The following is a 17,073-nucleotide window of genomic DNA, read 5'->3' on the forward strand; positions in this document are numbered from 1 at the left end:
TTGGGTTTCAATCATTTAATTAATGCAATGAATCAATTTAAACCCTTTTACGCTTCTGGATAATTTTGCTTGTTTCCTATTTTCTCTCTTCGGAGAGTGACAGAAGAGGGATAAGACCGAAAGCAGCACCACGCGCAGAAATACCAAATCTGCCAAGCCAAGTTGCCCATTGTATCTGAGTTTTACTCATGTTGAGCAATTTGAAGTGTTCGCGGAATTTAGCAGTGTAGGCTTCGTACAAAAAGGAAACACCCACAGCGATTGCGATCGCTCCGACAATCCAAAATAGCTCTTGTCCCAAGGGTTGTTCCAGCAAACGCGCCGCCCAGTCTCGCCGCCAGCTGCTATCGTCGCCTTCTTCACCAAAAACAGTTTGCACAGCGCTTAGCGATACACCTGCGTAGCTCAGACCGCTGAGCGCATAGCCAAGGCGCTGTACAATTTTCTTAGCATTAATCTTGCCTTGATGCTCCAGATCGAACAATGCCTGAGTTAAACGCCATAGCACGTACCCCATGAGACCAAAAGCAATCAAAGCAAGCAAAAATTTTCCAAACGGCTGTGCAACAATTGTATCCAAAGCTCCACTCGTGTCAGCCGTTTTGCTGCCGGAGCCAAAGGCTACAGGTATCGCTAGTAACCCAATAATAAAGTACACCACTCCCTTCGCCGCATAACCGAACCGCGCAAGTTGCTCTATCCAAGTGCTACTAGGCATTTATTTATGATGAAATATATCTGATGGAATTGCCTCAACACTCAGCCTTACAAAAGACTAGGGATTAACGAGTGTGCCTAATACTATATTCGCCACAGTTAAGGCGTGAAAAACCTTAACTTAATATATAAATTAACATAAGGCTCACATCTCAACACCGCTTTTTAGACACTTCCTTAAAGGGGAAGACACAAGCAATTTCAAAAGATTAAATTCAACACAACCGCTTCAAATCGACTAAAAGATGGAGACAGCATTGTGCGTTTAGGGCAATGGGTCGGATTAATCGCCCTGATCATTTCTCTTTACATTTTGTGGAAAATCCGGCAAGTTGTGTTGCTGGCTTTTATGGCTATAGTCTTGGCGACAGCCATAAACCAACTTGTGAAATGGCTTGTGCAACGAGGAGTCAACCGAGGCATCGCCATCGCCTTATCAATTATTAGTATAGTCACAATTGTCACTATTATTCTGGCTTTGATTGTTCCACCTTTTTATAATCAACTTCCACAATTGATTGAGTGGGTACCACAAGGATTAGATCGGCTAAGGGTGTGGGCTGAATCGCTGCAAAGCCGACTTCCAGGACAATCTTTAGAAGATGCCCGTATTTTTAGTCGTCTAACTGAACAATTACCCGGCTTTATTAATCGGCTGCTTACAAAATTTTATAGCTTGTTTACTAACTCAATTCAAATTATTCTGAGCTTATTGTTGGTCTTAGTTGTGACTATCATGCTTTTGGCGAATCCCAGTTCTTACAAGAAGGCATTTTTGCTGCTATTTCCTAGCTTCTATCGTCAGCGAGTCAATAAGATTCTTTCTAAATGCGAAGTGGCTCTGAGTGGTTGGCTAATTGGGATTCTTTTTAATATGACTGTGATTACTATTTTGAGCGGTTCGGGCTTGTGGATTTTGCAGGTGCAACTCCCTCTAGCTAATGCTCTTTTAGCAGGTTTATTAACGTTTATTCCTAATCTTGGCCCTACTTTAAGTGTTATACCACCAGCAGCACTTGCCTTACTTGATGCACCTTGGAAAGCAGGTGCAGTGATAGTTTTGTATATCCTTATTCAGCAGATTGAAAGTAACCTTCTGACACCTTTAGTTATGAAGCATCAGGTGTCTCTTCTACCAGCAATTACCTTGTTGTCACAGGTTGCTTTCGGCATTTTCTTCGGTTTTTCAGGTCTTTTACTGGCTTTGCCATTGGTAGTTGTGGCTCAAGTTTAGTTAAAGGAGCTTTTGGTTAAAGACATTCTCAATACTTGGCAGGAAGATGGAGAAGATAACCAAGATTCACCAATGACTGAAAGCGAAGAAACTAGCACCTAGTTTAAATTTGAGTTAAGGAACATCCCACTTTTGTAAAAGCACTTGTGGAAGAACTACAAACTTTCTGCTAGCAAGAGCCAATGGAAACTCAGGAGAGTGAGGAGCTATAGAAACAGCAATTTATTGCGTTTCCGAGTTATTAATTTATAACTCATAATTTTTCCTCAGCCTCTTACGGGATACTGATGTAAGTTTTCTGTCAAGCACTAGAAGACTCTAAATATAAGTGATATCCTGCAAAGCGAAGTAAAATCTTACTTTAAGTAGAGGTTAAAGGTAGGTAAATGTTCTTGTTTTTACCTCTAACTTATTGTTTTCCAGATAGACAGGCAGTAGTTCTACTGATTTTAGTTGTCTAACTAAAATCAGCATCGTGCCAGTTTGTCAGATGCGATCGCATCTGAATTTCCAATTCTGCATCTTGCGTTTTCTACCACAAAAGAGGGTTCTATGGCAGGCTTATTTTTCTCAGAGTATGTCGAGGGCAGCAGTAACAACAAGGCTCTTGAAATCTACAACAGCACTGATGCGGCAATTGACTTGGCAGCAGATAGCTACGTCGTGCAGATGTATTTCAATGGCAGCACCACTGCTAATTTGACGATTTCTCTGACTGGCACCGTGGCAATCGGCGATGTGTTTGTTTTGGCTCAGAGTAACGCCAATGCAGCGATTTTGGCGCAGGCAGATCAGACAAATGGTGCAGGATGGTTTAATGGCGATGATGCGATCGTGCTGCGTAGGGGTGGAGCAAGTGGAACCATCATTGATGTAATTGGTCAAGTTGGCGTTGATCCGGGAACTGAATGGGGTAGCGGACTTACAAGTACAGCTGACAACACCCTCCGGCGCAAAAGCAGCGTTACAACTGGGGATACCATCGAGAACAATGCCTTCGACCCCAGCATTCAATGGGATGGCTTTGCTACAGATACGTTCGACGATCTGGGAAGATATACTCGCAGCGACAACCCAACACCAACATCCTCGCTAAGTTTAAGTGTTTCCCCTGTTTCCTTCTCAGAAGCAGCTGGTGCAGATGCGGCTACTGGCACTGTGACTCGCACTGGGGATTTAACAAATCCGTTGACAGTCAACCTTGTTTCCAGCGATACGGGAGAGGCAACTGTTGCCACAACTGTCACCATTGCTGCAAATGAAGCATCGGCAAGCTTTGCGATCACTGCGGTTGATGATGCCCTGATTGATGGCTCCCAAACGGTGACATTAACTGCCTCTGCGACTAACTTTACCAACGGTACAACCACCGTTACGGTGACAGATAACGATGCCACGGCAGGGAATATCCGCATCCGCGATATTCAAGGTGCTAGTCATACCTCGCCGTACTTAGGGCAAAGTGTTTCTAACGTGGCGGGTATTGTCACTGCTGTTAGGTCTAATGGCTTTTATTTGCAAGATCCTGATCCTGATGCGGATGATGCCACCTCTGAGGGAATTTTTGTTTTCACGGGCATAAGACCCAGCGTCAGCGCTGGGGACTCCCTGTTGGTAAGCGGTAGTGTGAGTGAATTCACTCCAGGTGGTGCTAACTCCAACAACCTCTCAATTACTCAGATTGGTGTTGGTAATACGGGAAGAATCAACACCCTCTCAAGTGGCAATCCGCTACCTGCTGCGATTGTAATTGGTAGCGATCGCACGCCGCCGACACAGATTATCGATAATGATTCTTTCGCCCTCTTCGATCCTGCCCAAGATGGCATTGACTTCTATGAAAGTCTGGAAGGAATGCGGGTGCAGGTTAATAACGCTGTGGCAGTTAGTCCTACCAACGATTTCGGTGAAATCGCTGTCTTGGCTAATAATGGGGCGAATGCTGGCACTCGTACCGAGCGGGGCGGTATTATCATCCAGCAAGGGGACTTTAATCCAGAACGGATCATTATTGACGATCTGCTAGTTCCTAATGCGCCACAGGTGAATGTAAGCGATCGCTTCAACGGTTCGATTACTGGTGTCATCGACTATAGCTTTGGCAATTACAAGCTGCTTAATACAACACCCTTGCCCACTGTTACTTCTGGTGGTATAGAGCGGGAAACTACCACGTTAATCGGGACTGAAGACCAGTTGACAGTAGCTAGTTTCAACGTCGAGAATCTTGACCCCAGCGATGGTAGCAAATTCGGTAGCCTTGCCACTTTGATTGTCAACAACCTCAAATCACCAGACATCCTGAGTTTGGAGGAAATACAGGATAACAATGGTGCAACAAATGACAGCGTTGTAGATGCCAACCTGACCTATCAAGCTCTGATAGATGCGATCGCAGCCGCAGGTGGCCCCTCTTACGAATTCCGTCAAGTTAACCCAGCAGACGACCAAGATGGCGGTCAGCCTGGAGGTAATATTCGCGTCGGCTTCCTGTTCAACCCTGAGCGAGTTGACTTTGTAGATCGTCCCGGCGGCAATTCCACAACCAACACCACGGTAATTGATGGCAATGGTGCGGAACTTTCCGCCAGTCCCGGTCGCATTGTTGACACCGACCTCTCAGATGGCGATGCCTTTGCCAACAGCCGCAAACCGCTCGTCGGCGAGTTTATCTTCAACGGCAATCAAGTTTTTGTCATCGGCAACCACTTTAACTCTAAAGGCGGCGATCAACCACTTTTTGGCAGCAACCAACCACCAATACTCACCTCTGAGGCTCAACGTCTGCAACAAGCGGAGATTGTTAACAACTTCGTAGAAAGCATCCTCGCTGCTGATGCCAATGCCAATGTAGCTGTAATGGGTGATTTCAACGACTTTCAGTTCTCAGACCCATTGGAAGTATTGAAAGGGGATGACCTGATTAACTTGGTGGAGACTCTACCACTAAATGAACAATACACCTACGTGTTTGAGGGCAATTCTCAGGCACTCGATCACATCCTCGTAAGTGGCAATCTTCGCACCAGCGCGGCTGCTGAAATTGATATTGTGCATCTAAATGCCGAGTTTGCAGATCAACAAAGCGATCACGATCCGCTGGTGGCTCGTTTTACCCTTCCTACCCCAGTAATCAATGGCACTGCGAATGATGATGTGCTGACTGGCACTAACCGCAATGAAACCATCAATGGCGGTGCTGGCAATGACACAATTAATGGCGGTGCTGGCGATGACACAATCGATGGCGGTACTGGCTATAACGACCGGATATTTGGTGGTGACGGTAACGACACAATTATCGATCCCGATGGTGTAAACGCCGCTCACGGTAAGGCTGGCAACAACACGATTAATGTCACTTTCGCAGCTGGGTGGGACAATGACACCAACCCCAACAATGGCCCGCGTTCCGACGGGAAGATTGGTGGCGGTTTCGGTGACGACAATATCACCGTGACCATGAACAATAGCAAGTTTTTCATTAACATGCGAGGCGATGAACCAGTCACAAATCAGCCGCAAGATGGGAATGATGTTATTACCCTATTAGGCACTTATCAGAGTTCGGTTGTTGACATGAATGGCGGCAACGACACCTTTAACGGTGGCGTTGGTGGTGATAATGTATCCGGCGGTAACGGCATAGATATCTTAAATGGTGGTGCTGGCGGTGACAAATTATCTGGTGGGGATGGCAATGATAGTTTGATTGGCGGTGCTGGTGATGACTTGCTGGTCGGTGGTGCTGGCAACGATACTCTGACTGGAGGCGCTGGAGGAGACAGGTTTGTGTTGGTAGCAGTTAATAATGGCATTGATACCATTGTTGACTTTATGGATGGTGAAGACCGAATTGGCTTGTCGGGTAGTTTGAATTTTGGGCAGTTAAACATTACACAAGGCACGGGTGCTAATGTCAACGACACGCTGATTAGCCTCAAGAGCAATGATGATCTTTTGGCAATCCTAACCGGGGTAGAATCCACCACTCTCAATGGTGCGGATTTCACGATGGTATAAAGGATAACTGTAGGTTGCGTGGCAATACCTGTTGGTTAACCTCTCCCCAACCCCTCTCCTAAAAGGAGAGGGGCTTCTGATTCCCCGTTCCCGTGTAGGGAGTTAGGGGGTTAGGTCTTTGATTCTCCTTTACCAGCTTCAGGTCGCGAAACCCAAAGATGGCGATCGCGTTTTCTCTAGAGAACGCGATCGCCATCTATTTTCTGCTCGTCAAACACAAATTATCAATATTCCGAAAATATACTGGAGACACGAGTATAAACACTTATGTAAGCTCGTACTGGCATACAGCCAACCAGTTCTCACAAAACATCTACCCAGATACATAAGAATATGGCTCCCATCGTTGCGATCGCTTCTGGCACCAATCCTCGCGAAACCGGGTCAACTATTGGGAAATTTCTCCTCACCCTTAGCGAACCTGCCCCAGATGGCGGACTGACTATCAACTACACCGTGGCTACTGATCTAACTGCTGCTACTCCAGGTGTAGACTACACCGCTTTAACAGGTAGCATCACCATTGCAGCCGGGGCGACCACTGCCTTTATTGATGTTGTCGCCATTGACGATGCCAGCCTTGACCCTAATGAAACCGTAGGAATCACCCTAGCAGATGGTACAGGTTACACCATCGGTACTGCCAACATAGCCAGCTTCACCATTACAGACAATGACGGTACTCCTGGTAATGACACGCTCATTGGCGGTGATGGTAACGACATCATCAATGGCGGTGCAGGCAACGACAGCATTGATGGAGGTGCAGGCAATGACAGCATTGATGGAGGAGACGGCAATGACAGCATTGATGGGGGCGAAGGTGCTGATAATCTCCGAGGTGGTAACGGTAATGATGTTTACATAATTGATAGTTCAGGGGAGATTATTTCTGGTGAGATTGAAGGTGCTTTGGGGGGATGGGACAAGGTAAAATCCAGCGTTAGTTATCAGTTAGGAACCGGACTGGAAAAGCTGAAATTAACTGGTTTTGCGGCAATCAGCGGCACAGGGAACAACTTCAACAACACCATCATTGGCAATAATTTTAATAACCAACTCACAGGTCTTTCTGGCGACGACACCCTGAGTGGCAGGGGCAGCGATGACCGTCTTGATGGGGGAGAAGGTGATGACCTTCTCCGGGGTGGAGATGGTAACGACACCCTAATTGGCGGCATTAACTCCACCAGCCCCAGCCCCATTAGTGACAACGACATCCTGCGTGGGGGAGAAGGCAATGACACTCTGGATGCAGGAAACGGCAACGACTTCCTTGATGGGGGAGGAGGCTTCGACATTCTCCGGGGTGGCAACGGTAGCGATGTTTACATCGTTGACAATACTCAAGACCGGATTGAGTTGGAAACCGAAACTGCCATAGGCGGGATTGACCGGGTAGAATCCAGCGTTAGTTGGATTTTGACTCCTGGGCTGGAAAACCTAACTTTAACTGGCTTTGCTCCCAGCAGCGGTACGGGTAACAATCTTAACAACATCATCATCGGCAACGATTTCGATAACCAACTCTGGGGCAATTTTGGCAACGACACCCTAACTGGGAATGGAGGCATTGACCGCCTGGATGGGGGAGATGGTAACGATACACTTGATGGGGGAGAAGGTAACGACACCCTAATTGGCGGCATTAACTCCACCAGCCCCAGCCCCATTAGTGACAACGACATCCTGCGTGGGGGAGAAGGCAATGACACTCTGGATGCAGGAAACGGCAACGACTTCCTTGATGGGGGAGGAGGCTTCGACATTCTCCGGGGTGGCAACGGTAGCGATGTTTACATCGTTGACAATACTCAAGACCGGATTGAGTTGGAAACCGAAACTGCCATAGGCGGGATTGACCGGGTAGAATCCAGCGTTAGTTGGATTTTGACTCCTGGGCTGGAAAACCTAACTTTAACTGGCTTTGCTCCCAGCAGCGGTACGGGTAACAATCTTAACAACATCATCATCGGCAACGATTTCGATAACCAACTCTGGGGCAATTTTGGCAACGACACCCTAACTGGGAATGGAGGCATTGACCGCCTGGATGGGGGAGATGGTAACGATACACTTGATGGGGGAGAAGGTAACGACACCCTAATTGGCGGCTTAAACAGCCCAAACTTCTTGATTGACAACGACATTCTTCGGGGAGGAGAAGGCAATGATCTTCTTGATGGAGGAGCAGGCAATGATCTTCTTGATGGAGGAGTAGGTGCTGACACTCTTCGAGGCGGCAATGGTAGCGATGTTTACATCGTTGACAGTATTTCTGACCGGATTGAGTTGGAGATAGATTCCGCTATAGGTGGGATTGACCGGGTAGAATCCAGCGGTAGTTATCAGTTAGGAACCGGACTGGAAAATCTAACTTTAACTGGTTTTGCTCCCAGCAGCGGCACGGGTAACAACCTTAACAACATCATCATCGGCAACGATTTCGATAACCAACTCCGGGGCGATTTTGGCAACGACACCCTAACTGGGAATGGAGGCATTGACCGCTTGGATGGGGGAGATGGTAATGACACTCTGGATGGGGGAGATGGTAATGACACTCTGGATGGGGGAGTGGGAAGCGATCGCTTGATTGGTGGTACTGGTAACGATGCTTACATGGTAGATAATGCCACTGATATCATCGTTGAAGATGTCAATGCTGGTACAGATACCGTCATTTCTTACGTCACCTGGACGTTGGGTGAAAACCTGGAAAACCTGACCATAAATGGAACAGCAGCACTCAACGGTACAGGAAACAGCCTCAACAACTCGATCTCCGGGAATGGTGGCAACAACACTCTTGACGGTGGAAGCGGTAATGACATTATCAATGGTGGAAGCGGTGATGACATCCTAGTTGGTGGAGAGGGCAATGACACCCTTAATGGTGGTGCTGGTAGCGATCGCTTTGTCTTCAATGCTTCAAATCAAGGTATTGATAACCTCACTGCTTTTGTGGTGTCAGATGATACTATCGAAGTGTCTGCGGCAGGTTTTGGTGGTGGGCTAATTGCCGGGGCAGCGATCGTACTGGATCAGTTCGTAATAGGATCAACCTCTGTTGATGATAGCGATCGCTTTATCTACAACAGCACTAATGGTGCATTATTGTTTGATGCAGATGGTACGGGAGCGATCGCGCAAATACAAATAGCCACCCTCTCGACTGGTCTTGCCCTAACTAATGCCGATCTTGTCGTCATATAGTATGGGTGTAACAATCTAACCAAGCTGCCGCCATAGCCAAAAGTGGGATGGGTAGGAGCAAATTATCTTAGCTACTACTCATACGTAGGTATTTGCTGCTATAGTCGCCAAGTCTGGGCTGATTGGGTTTGAAAAGTTATTCAGTATTAACACTGAATAACTTTTTTTGTACTTATAGCACTTACTGAGGCAGATGTGGTTTGTGTAGTGGCAAAATGTAGTCTGAGTGAATTTTCGCAGTTCTAACTATGAGTAATTATTTGGACAGGATATGACTATAGTTCTGCAAGTAGGCGATCGCTCGATTACTGCCAACGAAATTATTCCCTTACTAGCTAGTTATCGGCTCCTACCTCAGTTATTACGCGAACTTATTATTGACTCTGCGATCGCTTCTATCGAATGTACGCCAGAGGAAATAACCCGTGTCAGCCAGCAATTGCAGCAGCACAATTCTCAGGGAATGGCTCCAGAACAAGCCATTCGAGGGTTAAAGATTGAAAAGTTTAAAGCTGCGACCTGGAGTAATAAAGTAGAACCTTACTTTTTAAAGCGCAAAGGACAGCTAGATAAAATCATTTATTCGTTGATTAGAACTCAAGACGTGGGTATTGCACAAGAACTGTATTTCCGCATTCAAGAAAAAGAGCAGTCTTTCGCCGAACTAGCAAGAGAATATTCCCAAGGGCCGGAGGCTCAAACAGGCGGTTTAATTGGCCCTGTGGAGTTAAGTGTACCCCATCCCACCCTAGCTCAGATACTTAGCAAAAGTCAGCCCGGTCAACTCTTGCCACCGACTCGTTTAGGCGAATGGCTGGTGATTGTACGAATGGAAAAATTTATTCCGGTTCAATTGGATGATGCCACGCGACAGCGGTTAATTGACGAATTATTTAGCACCTGGCTACAAGAGCAAGTTAATAATTGTTACCAGTCATTAGCTATTAGCCATTAGTCATTAGGATCTAATTATTATTTACTATAAGCTTTAGCTAATAGGCTCTGACCCAGAACCAGTAATTAATGAATAATAAGAAATGACATATACTAGAATCAATATTCAAGAATTTTTATTAAAATTATCTCCTTTCGATCAACTGCCAATTGCTGACCTAGAAAAGCTATCAGAAAAATTTGGGCTATTGCGATATCGTATGGGGCAAGCAATTTTATTGCGGGAAAAAATGCCTGCCCAAATTACCATTCTCTATGAAGGGCAAGCGCGTCTATTGGGGTACGATCCTTATAGCCAGATGGCTGTGACACTGCAACGCCTAGAACCTGGTGAAGTGCTAGGCTGGGTTGGGTTGATTCGGGGTATGCCTTGTGAGACTGCGATCGCATCTACAGAAACTCTTTGTCTAACTCTCAGCGCAGGGGATTTTTTGGCTTTACTAAAACAACATCCCCACTTAGCTGCTGCTTTTCAAAATCGCTGTTCTTTGATAGAAGTTTTTGACTTACTAAGCGTCTACTTACAACAGCGAGCTGATAGCGAAACACTCTTGAAAGCAGCGGGTGTGTTAAATCTTAAAGACATAACCTTAAAAGCTTATTCAGAATCAGTAATTCGCAATTTACCTGGTGATAGAAACTCTTTGGACTCTAACCGGATGTGGTTAGTTAGTAACAGTAGCTTACAGCAGTTGTCTGTAGGCGATTGCTTAAGTTTTGATGATATATCTTCTCTGAAAACAGAAGCATCCAGTCAAATTCGTTTGGTAGGCTTACCTGATCTTTTAGGTTCGCCAACTCAATCAGCTATAATCCAAAATCAAAAATCAGAAATCCAGAATCGGGAAGATATTCCTTATGCTCCCGACACACCCTCTGAACTAGAGTCAGTCGAGAACACTTTTCAAAAATCAGCGAAACGCCAGAAATATCCTTTTGTGCGAGGTAGCGGCACATTAGAAGCTGCTGTAGCTTGTTTTCAGATGCTTTCCTTGCATCTAGGTCTGCCCTTTCGCAAAGACGTAATTAAGAGAATTTTAGCCAGCCAGTTAGATAGAACGGGTAGCCTTTCTTTACCAGTTTACGGTGCAGTAGCTGAATTGATGGGGTTGACAGCTCAACTAATTAATGTGCCTGCGAATGCCGTAAGTCGTCTGCCAGAACCAGCAATAATTATCTGGCAAGATAGCGCCGCAATTCTCTACGAAATTAGCCAAAAAGAGATAGTTTTCGCAGTACCTGAAATAGGCATCTTACGACAAAAACCCACTGACTTTATTCAAAATTGGGGGTCTGAAGGGCAGGTCCTGCTGCTTAAAACTAATCGCAATACTCCCAAAGAACGTTTTAGTCTGCGTTGGTTCTTGCCTTCAGTTTATCGTTATCGGCAAGTCCTAACAGAGGTGTTTGTTGCCTCTTTTTTCGTGCAATTGTTTGGGTTAGCTAACCCTTTAATTACTCAAATTATTATAGATAAAGTTTTAATTCAAAATAGCCCAGACACATTGCAAGTTTTGGGCGTGTTTTTAGTGGTGATGGCTATTTTTGAAGCAGTCCTCACCAGTTTACGAACTTACTTATTCGTAGATACTACAAATCGCATTGACATAGCGTTGAGTTCGGAAATTATTGACCATTTGCTGCGGTTGCCTTTGCGGTATTTTGAACGGCGGCCTGTGGGCGAATTATCAACCAGAATCAATGAATTAGAAAATATCCGTCAATTCTTAACGGGAACAGTTTTAACTGTTGCGTTAGATGCGGTTTTTTCTGTCATTTACATCGTAGTAATGGCAATTTACAGTTGGCTGCTGACGCTGGTTGCTTTAGCCACCATACCTCTGTTTGCCTTGCTAACTATGCTGGTTTCTCCCATCGTCCGACGACAGTTGCGTAGTAAAGCTGAGCGCAATGCAGAAACGCAATCTTATTTAGTAGAAGTTTTATCAGGCATTCAAACAGTAAAAGCTCAAAATATTGAACTGCGATCGCGCTGGCAATGGCAAGAACGATATGGGCGTTATGTGAGTGCTGGTTTTGAAAACGTTTTGACTTCCACAACTGCGGGCGCTACTAGTAATTTTCTGAACAAACTTTCAAGTTTGTTAGTGCTTTGGGTGGGAGCTTATTTAGTGCTGCAAGGTAAATTATCTCTGGGGGAATTAATTGCATTTAGGATTATTTCTGGCTACGTCACAAGTCCTTTATTGCGCTTAACTCAACTGTGGCAAAACTTCCAAGAAACAGCTTTATCTTTAGAACGTCTTAGCGATATTTTGGATACGCCGCCAGAAGCAGATGAGCTAGATCGCAAAAATATTCCGATGCCAGTAATTCGGGGAGATGTAAAGTATGACAATGTATCTTTCCGCTTTAATCCGACTGGGCCACTACAACTAAATAATATTAGTGTAAAGTTTCCGGCTGGTGCGTTTGTAGGAATTGTCGGTCAAAGTGGTTCTGGTAAAAGCACGTTGATGAAGCTTCTACCTCGTCTTTATCCACTCGAATCTGGTCGGATTCTGGTCGATGGCTATGATATTACTAAAGTAGAACTTTATTCTATTCGCCGTCAGATTGGAATTGTGCCGCAGGATACGCTGTTGTTTGAAGGTACAGTTCAGGAAAATATTGCTTTAAATGCTCCTGATGCTAGCGCTGAAGCAATTATTGAAGCTGCAAGAATTGCGGTTGCTCATGACTTTATTATGGACTTACCGAATGGCTATAATACTAACGTTGGGGAACGAGGTTCAGCACTATCTGGGGGACAAAGACAGCGGATAGCGATCGCTCGTACTATTTTGCAAAACCCAAACTTGTTAATTTTAGATGAAGCAACCAGCGCTCTAGACTATAATGCTGAGCGACAGGTGTGTTTGAATTTAGCAGAAGCTTTCCGGGGTCGCACCGTATTTTTCATTACTCACCGTCTTACCACAATTAAGAACGCCGACATGATTTTGATGATGGATCAAGGCTCAATTGTGGAGCAAGGAACTCATGAACAGTTAATGGAAATTAAAGGTCGTTATTACTGCCTTTATCAGCAACAAGAAGCACAATTATAATCAAAGGCAAAAAACAAGAAATATTCGTTTCCAGTCTCTGTAACGAATAAGGGTAGGCTCTGACTCCCACCGTAATTCATGAGGCTCAGTCTTATAAACTACATTCCCAAGCTCAGTCTGAAAACGAGAAATTTTATTTTACTTAGCACTCAGCATTTTTTATGATGAATCAACAGAACGGTACAAATTCCAATAATCGGCCCGCAGCTGCATCAGAAGCAAAATCTGAATTGGAAAAATTGTATCCCCAACCCTCAAATAAGAACTTAAAATATACTCATAATAGTAAATTTGAACAACCTGTAATTCTCCGGCAATCGCCTATGTGGTCACGGGCAATTGTCTGGGGGATAATCGGTGTAACAACATTCAGCTTTGTGTGGGCATCTGTTGTCAAAATTGAGGAGGCTATCCCAGCACAAGGCAAACTAGAACCTCAAGGTGCAGTTAAAGAAATTCAAGCACCTATGGGAGGTGTTGTAAGGACAATTCACGTTGAAGATGGACAAAGGGTTAAGCAAGGTGAATTGCTTTTAAGTCTGGATACAACTGCTGCTCAAGCTCAGAAAAATTCCCTGGATAATATTTCCCAAGCCTTAATTCAGGAAAATCAATTTTATCGAACTATACTGAATGGACAGAATTCGCCAGCCAGAATAGAACAAGCGATCGCGCAACTTAACTTACCACCAGAAATCGCCTCGCTCACCAAAAGCCGTTCTGCTCTAGCATCGGAAAATAAACTCTATCGCACTCAACTTACAGGTTCTTTTCAAGGCTCAGACTTAACACTTGAGCAACAAGCACGTCTTCAATCAAGTTTAGAAGAATTAAAGTCTCGCACTGTTGCTGCTGAATTGGAAGTTAAACAATTAGAAAGGCAACTGAGCCAGAATGAGTTACAGCTAGCAAACGCTAAAAATGTTTTAGTTGTAAACGAGCGAATTTTTAACGATTTGAAACCTTTAATGAAAGACGGGGGAATTTCGCGAATTCAGTTTTTAAGACAGCAACAAGAAGTTGGAACCCGTCAGGCTGAAGTGAACCAACTGCTACAGGAAGAGGAGCGTTTGCAGTTTGCGATCGCGCAAGCCAAAGAAAAGCAACAAAACACCGTTTCCCTTTCCAAAAAAGACTTGTTCTCGCAGATTGCTGACAACGAGAAAAGACTTGCTGAAATTGATGGTCAGTTGAATAAAGCAATGGTGGAAAACGACAAACGGCTTGCTGAAATTAAAAGTCAATTGAGCCAAGCCCAGCTAACTTTAAAATATCAGGAAATTAGATCGCCTGTAAATGGAGTTGTATTTGAGCTACAGGCTCATACACCAGGTTTTGTTGCTACCACTAGCGAACCAATTCTCAAAATAGTTCCTAGCGAAAATCTCATAGCCAAAATTTTCATCACCAATAAAGACATTGGTTTTGTTAAAGCCGAAGATAAAATGCAAGTAGATGTCAGAATAGATTCTTTTCCCTTTAGTGAATTTGGTGATATTAAAGGTGAGTTAATTTCTATTGGCTCAGATGCTTTACCACCTACTGAAATTCGTCCTTTCTATAGTTTCCCTGCCAAGATTCGCCTAGACCAACAATTTATTGTGATTAATGGTCGGCAAATGCCACTACAATCAGGGATGTCATTAAGTGCAAATATCAAAGTACGCAAGCGTCCAGTTATTAGCATCTTTACAGATTTGTTTATCCAAAAAATCGAGAGTCTGAAGTTTGTTAGATAACTGAAACACAAAGGCAATATTAAGGTGGATATTCCTAGTCCACAAGCTTTCATCTGAGTAAGGTATTTGACTATGCTCATAGTCAAACCATTGTCAAAGCTAGTATGAGTCTAAATAGTCTCTCACGAGACAATAATGTTTTCACGCTAAAAACTGACACTAAAAAACCCTAGAGTCCTTAAGGACTCTAGGGTTTTTTCATTAACTGTGAATGCCAGGACGGAGATTTGAACTCCGGACACGAGGATTTTCAGTCCTCTGCTCTACCAACTGAGCTATCCCGGCAACTTGTTTTCGTTTTCGGCGCTTAGCTAATATAGCAAGTCTAACTAGAATTTGGCAAGTAGCTAAAGGCAGATTAGCTAATTTATTTTCAGTCCTTGGCAATATCCCGACTCATGGCGTACTTGTCGCCATTTTTGCACGAATAATATCTGAATATATGTTCATATGTTATAGTGAATTTAACAACTGATTAGGAGAGAGCTATGACTACCGTCACCTCAATGAAATGTGCCTGTGAATCTTGCCTGTGCGTTGTTTCCCTCAGCGATGCAGTGCAAAAAGATGGTAAATACTACTGCGGCGAAGCTTGTGCTAACGGTCATGAAGCTGGACACGGCTGTAGCCATGACGGTTGTAACTGCGGCTAAGAGAATGCTGAGTGCCTTGGGTAGTTAAGAGTTATTAATTCCTTTGCTTACGACTCAGTTTTCGGTTTTATTGTCAACTTAGCCCAGCCCAAAACTGCAAGAAATAGCACGAATTGGACTAGAACAATGCTAGGCCCAGAGGCAAAGTTGAAAAAACCGGAAACCGTCATTCCAGCAACACTACTTAAGGCACCTAATAAGACGGAGAAAGATAGAAAGTAGATAAATTGGTGACTCAGCAATTTGGCAGTAGAAGCAGGGATCACCAGAAAGGCATTGACCAGTAAAATGCCTACAGCTTTGATGGAAACAGCAACGGCTAGAGAAAGCAGTACCACGAATAAGTAGCGGTACTGCTGGATGGGGATACCTTGGACTTTTGCCACGGCTGGGTTAAGCGTCAACAAAATTTGCTGACGCAAGGTTGACAGTAAAAATACGGCGGAACCCAGCAACAGCAGTAGGACAAGTAGCAAATCGTTATTATTAATTGCCAGAATATCGCCAAATAGAGCGCTCATCAGGTTCCCTCGGTAGCCTGGGATTAAGCTGCTGAGGATGACACCGATTGCCAAAGCACCTGAGAGAACAATGCTGAGGATGTTGTCGCTGGCGAGATTGGTTTGGTCGATAAGGTAAAGTACGGCTAAACCAAAAATCACTGTGAAGGGTAGCAGCATCCAGGTGGGATCTAGCTGCAATAAAACTCCCATGACTAAACCGACTAAAGCAGCATGACCGACGGCGTGACTGAAAAAAGACAATTGGCGTAGGGTAACGAAGCTGCCAAGCAAGCCACCTAGTAGCCCCATCAGGACGCTACCCGCGATCGCACGCTGCATGAAGGGAAATTGTACCAGGGTCAGCAGGTCAGTGCCACTGGCGAAACCTAGCCAATGAGAATAAAGCTGAATTAACACATTCAAAAAACTCCTTGATCAGAATCAGTTAGCATAGAATTACCAAGCCCTTCCTGGGACTTATATAAAAGCAAAATGTCAGTGCAACTTTCAGCTGATGGCGCTGTAACCCATTTGATCCAGCAACCAGAGAATCTCAATTGTAATCCGCCACACTCGGTTGAGATTAATGAAATCAACCAACTCCAAGGTCAAATTCTCAATACAGAAAAATCCCAGCGTATGGCTGAATTTTTCAGTCTTTTGGGGGATGCCAATCGTCTACGAATTGTTTCCGTTTTGGCAGTTAAAGAACTTTGTGTTTGCGACGTGGCAGCTGCACTGGACATGAGCGAATCCGCTGTTTCCCATCAATTGCGAACTTTACGCACAATGCGACTGGTAAGTTACCGCAAGCAAGGACGTAAGGTTTTTTATCGTCTTCAAGATAATCATGTTCTAGATTTATATCGGTCTGTCGCAGAACACTTAGATGAAACTTAGCTTTGGCCTTGCAGCTATAGCACTTTTAAACGCAAAGGTATGCACAGGAACGCAGAGGAAGTT

At 44.6% G+C, this 17,073-nt stretch carries 11 protein-coding genes and 1 tRNA gene; 8 read left to right on the forward strand and 4 right to left on the reverse strand.

Translation table 11 applies throughout. From position 1 onward, the window contains the following. Nucleotides 1-76: 76 nt before the first annotated feature. Nucleotides 77-718 carry a DUF1206 domain-containing protein gene (locus H6F63_RS16965; protein ID WP_190638735.1) on the reverse strand — a complete coding sequence of 214 codons (642 nt, stop codon included), beginning with the start codon at nt 716-718 and terminating at the stop codon, nt 77-79. Between the two features lie 258 nt (nt 719-976). Between H6F63_RS16965 and H6F63_RS16970 the strand changes: the two genes are divergently transcribed. Continuing rightward, nucleotides 977-1,951, forward strand: a complete 975-nt coding sequence (locus tag H6F63_RS16970) for an AI-2E family transporter (RefSeq protein ID WP_190638736.1) — start codon at nt 977-979, stop codon at nt 1,949-1,951. 552 nt (nt 1,952-2,503) lie between these two features. Next, on the forward strand, nt 2,504-5,974 hold the full coding sequence (locus H6F63_RS16975) for a lamin tail domain-containing protein (protein ID WP_190638737.1): 3,471 nt from the start codon (nt 2,504-2,506) through the stop codon (nt 5,972-5,974). Nucleotides 5,975-6,032: 58 nt separating this feature from the next. Here H6F63_RS16975 and H6F63_RS16980 read toward each other — a convergent pair whose 3' ends face one another. Then, entirely contained in the window at nt 6,033-6,170 is a 138-nt protein-coding gene (locus tag H6F63_RS16980; RefSeq protein ID WP_190638738.1) for a hypothetical protein, read from the reverse strand. Between the two features lie 137 nt (nt 6,171-6,307). Between H6F63_RS16980 and H6F63_RS30095 the strand changes: the two genes are divergently transcribed. The 4 genes from H6F63_RS30095 (at nt 6,308) to H6F63_RS17000 (ending at nt 14,954) form a co-directional block, all read left to right on the forward strand. Further along, nucleotides 6,308-9,190: a hypothetical protein gene (locus H6F63_RS30095; protein WP_190638739.1), complete on the forward strand. Its 2,883-nt coding sequence runs from the start codon at nt 6,308-6,310 to the stop codon at nt 9,188-9,190. Nucleotides 9,191-9,461: 271 nt separating this feature from the next. Then, nucleotides 9,462-10,145, forward strand: coding sequence for a peptidylprolyl isomerase (locus H6F63_RS16990; protein WP_190638740.1), 684 nt, complete (start codon nt 9,462-9,464; stop codon nt 10,143-10,145). An 82-nt stretch (nt 10,146-10,227) separates the two neighbouring features. Further along, nucleotides 10,228-13,215 (forward strand): peptidase domain-containing ABC transporter, encoded by a 2,988-nt coding sequence (locus tag H6F63_RS16995; RefSeq protein ID WP_190638741.1) that lies wholly within the window; start codon nt 10,228-10,230, stop codon nt 13,213-13,215. 161 nt (nt 13,216-13,376) lie between these two features. Next, nucleotides 13,377-14,954, forward strand: a complete 1,578-nt coding sequence (locus H6F63_RS17000; RefSeq protein ID WP_242019860.1) for an HlyD family efflux transporter periplasmic adaptor subunit — start codon at nt 13,377-13,379, stop codon at nt 14,952-14,954. A gap of 212 nt (nt 14,955-15,166) precedes the next feature. Here H6F63_RS17000 and H6F63_RS17005 read toward each other — a convergent pair. Beyond that, nucleotides 15,167-15,239 (reverse strand) — tRNA-Phe (locus H6F63_RS17005). A gap of 203 nt (nt 15,240-15,442) precedes the next feature. Between H6F63_RS17005 and H6F63_RS17010 the strand changes: the two genes are divergently transcribed. Then, nucleotides 15,443-15,607, forward strand: a complete 165-nt coding sequence (locus H6F63_RS17010) for a metallothionein (RefSeq protein WP_190638742.1) — start codon at nt 15,443-15,445, stop codon at nt 15,605-15,607. Nucleotides 15,608-15,654: 47 nt separating this feature from the next. On the opposite strand, the gene H6F63_RS17015 is transcribed toward H6F63_RS17010, so the two are convergent. After that, nucleotides 15,655-16,449, reverse strand: coding sequence for a metal ABC transporter permease (locus H6F63_RS17015; protein ID WP_190638790.1), 795 nt, complete (start codon nt 16,447-16,449; stop codon nt 15,655-15,657). Between the two features lie 153 nt (nt 16,450-16,602). Between H6F63_RS17015 and H6F63_RS30595 the strand changes: the two genes are divergently transcribed. Further along, the gene (locus tag H6F63_RS30595) at nt 16,603-17,010 is read left to right on the forward strand and encodes a metalloregulator ArsR/SmtB family transcription factor (RefSeq protein WP_190638743.1); all 408 of its coding nucleotides are present in this window, start codon (nt 16,603-16,605) and stop codon (nt 17,008-17,010) included. The last annotated feature ends 63 nt before the right edge of the window (nt 17,011-17,073 follow it).

Source organism: Trichocoleus sp. FACHB-40, assembly GCF_014695915.1.
In the GTDB taxonomy this organism is placed as follows: domain Bacteria; phylum Cyanobacteriota; class Cyanobacteriia; order Cyanobacteriales; family FACHB-T130; genus Funiculus; species Funiculus sociatus.